At 36.6% G+C, this 3,417-nt stretch carries 3 protein-coding genes, 3 tRNA genes and 1 pseudogene; 3 read left to right on the forward strand and 4 right to left on the reverse strand.

Features of this window, described 5'->3' with window-relative positions; all coding sequences use genetic code 11:
* The first annotated feature begins 638 nt into the window (after positions 1-638).
* A complete protein-coding gene (locus NTU89_00065) occupies positions 639-1,544 on the forward strand; it encodes a deoxynucleoside kinase (GenBank protein ID MCX5922946.1) in 906 nt (301 codons plus the stop codon).
* Between the two features lie 71 nt (positions 1,545-1,615).
* Entirely contained in the window at positions 1,616-1,798 is a 183-nt protein-coding gene (locus NTU89_00070) for a hypothetical protein (GenBank protein ID MCX5922947.1), read from the forward strand.
* Positions 1,799-1,961: 163 nt separating this feature from the next.
* Here NTU89_00070 and NTU89_00075 read toward each other — a convergent pair.
* From NTU89_00075 to NTU89_00090, 4 genes and pseudogenes are all read right to left on the reverse strand, one after another.
* Positions 1,962-2,204: pseudogene (locus tag NTU89_00075) on the reverse strand (GIY-YIG nuclease family protein).
* Positions 2,205-2,364: 160 nt separating this feature from the next.
* Positions 2,365-2,441 (reverse strand) — tRNA-Arg (locus NTU89_00080).
* Positions 2,442-2,505: 64 nt separating this feature from the next.
* Positions 2,506-2,592: transfer RNA gene (locus NTU89_00085), tRNA-Leu, on the reverse strand.
* A 58-nt stretch (positions 2,593-2,650) separates the two neighbouring features.
* Positions 2,651-2,938, reverse strand: coding sequence for a DUF167 domain-containing protein (locus NTU89_00090; protein ID MCX5922948.1), 288 nt, complete (start codon positions 2,936-2,938; stop codon positions 2,651-2,653).
* A gap of 156 nt (positions 2,939-3,094) precedes the next feature.
* Between NTU89_00090 and NTU89_00095 the strand changes: the two genes are divergently transcribed.
* Positions 3,095-3,185: transfer RNA gene (locus tag NTU89_00095), tRNA-Ser, on the forward strand.
* Positions 3,186-3,417 lie beyond the last annotated feature (232 nt).

Consider the following 3,417-nt stretch of genomic DNA (forward strand, 5'->3'; position numbering starts at 1 on the left):
AAAAGAGACCGTGCTGTAGGGCCAAAAGAGAGAGATGATTTTAAGTATCGCGAGTAAATTATTGTAGAATAATGATAAAATATGTTAGCATTTTAATGTAAATCTATAGATAAAGACATTTGTGTTGTATGCGAAACTAAATTCAAACCAAGAGCCAATTGTGGGTAAAAATACTCACCATTGGCTCTTGGTTTGAATTTAATAAGAACTCTTGTTGCAAAAAACAGCCTGTGCTAATTTATACATTTATGTACGAATTAGCACAGGCTGTTTTTTGCCCATCTGTGGCTATAATCCAGCCGTGCTGGGCTTAAAGTAATCATTTTAGTTACCAGTTTTTTTATTGCGGGTTATCCCTTTTATCTATATTTGTTTTTATATTTTTCTTAAGTAAAAACCTAAGTATTTTTGCCTCTGGAAAGGCGTTTTTTCACGGGGTCCGTCTTCGACTTACGGCTTCGATCGGATAGTCTTTCTTCTTTGAGCAGAGTGATTTTTTTAATTTTGTGCCTTTAGGGGCGTAGCCTGACGTAGCTAAAAGCGAAGACAGGGTATAAACCATTGTTTTTAGTTGAGCGCTTTTGTTAGGGTAGAAATATAGGTCTCCATGGGGGAATAAAAAAATAAAGGGAAGTCTTATGGCTACAAATCAAAAATATCTATTATGTGCTCTCAGTTTTCTGGTAAGCAGCCAGGCTATGGGTATGAGGCAAGTGACCTCTCGAACGGGAGTTCAGGTTGGTCGAGCTTTGGGAGCTGGCGCAGTGTCAACAGTTGGTCGACAGTTTGAGACAAGCATGCCTGATTTGATGAGCGGGGACCAAGCTCAGCAGCAATTATTCTTAATAGAGGGCAATATTGGTGCTGGTAAGTCTACCTTTTTGCAAATGTTATCAAACTATTTCCCTCAAGCTGTCTGCATTCCTGAACCATGTGATAAATGGCAAAACATACAAGGACACAATTTATTGGATGCTTTTTATAAAGATACTAAGCGATGGGCCTATTCGATGTTATCTTATGTAATGATGACGGTTGTTCAACAGTTTCAAAATTTTGTACGTCCTACTTCTAATATTTATTTTATGGAGCGTTCTTTATTCTCTGGAAAATATTGCTTTTTCAAGAATTTAGCGGCGGCTGGAATGCTTAATGACTTAGAGCAGGCGATGTATATTAACTCTTGGGACTGGTTTAACAAACAAATGCCAAAGCCTAGAGGGGTTATTTATTTGCACACTACTCCAGAAGTTTGTCACAACAGGATGAAAGCTCGTGCGCGAGCTGAGGAAGGTGTCGTTTCGTTGGAATACTTACAAACTTTGCATGATCGACATGAAAATTGGCTTGTGTCAAAACAGTGGTCTGATGATGAAGAAATACCAGTTTTGACTTTAAATGCATGTCTTGATTTTAAAAATGACATAGAAGTTCAAAAACAGTTTGTGAAATTAATTAATGATTTTATGCAAAATGAAGGTCGGATTAAATCACCAGGTGCAATACGGACGAACTCTGTCATGAGTGTTAATAGAAACGCTTGAGTTTGAGTTTAATGATATTATGCCGTCCAAAAGTAATGATATATTATTGTTAAACTTTGAAAAGGAAATCTATGGACCCTATAAATAATTGTTTGAGCGATAGCAAGCGCAACATGTTAATACTTTTGATGACGCTTTTAGTTGTGTTGCAAGCAGTCATCTGCCTTTTTACTTATAAAATCAAAGAGAATTCTTATGTGGCTACAAATCACGCTCTTGGCTATGTTGGCGGCAACGACAAAGCTGTAAGATAAATTATCAATTCAAAATAAAATCCACTTTTTGTTGCGCTCAGCTTATAAGCTACCTTTAATGGCCTGCCATTCATTTTTTCCGATGCTAGCGGAATATCGCTAGCGTTTAAAGATTTTCTATAACGTGTATGAAAAAAATGATCGTTTTTTCTGAGCCCTGAAGTTACCAAAATCTTTTTTGAGCAAATGCTCTACCTGCCCCAGATTTTAGATATTTTTCAAAGGCAGCAGCTTTTAGTTTATCATCAAAGCCAATTAATATTTCTATTTTCCAAGGTATATGTGGCTTAGTATGAGGTGAGCTTCATGCATTATGAGTTTTTAATCTTTCTGCAAAATTATCAGTAAAGCCTATATATTTTTTATCTGGAGAATTGATAGATCGAATAAGGTACACATAATACATGATATTTATGACTTTTTATTTTTATCGCCCAGCCTACGTATTTCGCTTTCGCTCATTTACTACGGCGGACAGCTTTCGCTTTTAAGGATTCGGTTTATTTCTTCGATTTTTGCTTTGGGCATTCAGTTATGGCCGTGCCAGCTGAAGCCTTGGCGAAAGCTGGTGCGCCCGAGAGGGGTCGAACCTCTGACCTTCAGATTCGTAGTCTGACGCTCTATCCAGCTGAGCTACGGGCGCATTAATTTTAGAAAAGAATTTCTAAGAGAACGGTTGCCTTGGCAACCTTGTTTGAAAAAATAAATGGTGCCAAGAGTCGGACTCGAACCGACACAATGTCGCCATCGCGGGATTTTGAGTCCCGTGCGTCTACCAATTTCGCCACCTTGGCACATAAATTTCAAATAAATATATATCAAAAGTGTACGAGAAAACAGCAGAATCGTCAATTAAAACATTTTTTTCTGTACGCTACATCCAATTTTTATTAAAAACTGTTCATAGGTTAGATCAATATCGATTGCGAGCTTCTTTTTGCGAGATGTTAATCCAGATATAATTTCAACAAATTTTTTAGCAATGCCTATGGCGCCGCTTACAACCTCTACTACCTCTTTGTTAGCTTTGCCGTCTTCTGGAGCTGCTTTTACAAAGCATTTGAGAATGCCCGATTTATCTAAGCATAGTGCATGCTTTCCTGACTGAGGGACTACTTTTATTTCTATTATTAAAGCCATAAAATCCTTTGAGCCTCTTTACTCGAATATGAAGACAAGCTATCACAAATTGGCATAAATTGAGATCTTTCACTTGTAAAAATCACGAAAAACAGTATTATTAAAAAGTAAATTTATTTGAAATTTAAATGTTTGAAATTTTGTTGAATTTTATGTGGAGAGATGACTGAGTGGTTAAAAGTGCTCGCCTGCTAAGTGAGAGCTCTAGAAATAGGGCGCGAGGGTTCGAATCCCTCTCTCTCCACCAGATTATAAAAACAACAGAATATAAAAAATAAAACATAGGCTCCTTTTAAAGGGGTCTTTTTTATTGACCATATTTATGGATAAGTTAGTTGAGCCATAACATTTTTAAAAACAAAAAGTTGTTTAAAAAGGAAGAGTATAGCCTAAGTCATTAGGAGCTGCAGATCGATTGATGTATACTTAAGACACAAAAATTTAAAGGAGAAATGTGTCTATAATTTACAGTAATGATC

It is taken from the genome of Candidatus Dependentiae bacterium, from assembly GCA_026389065.1.
Lineage (GTDB): Bacteria > Babelota > Babeliae > Babelales > Chromulinivoraceae > JACPFN01.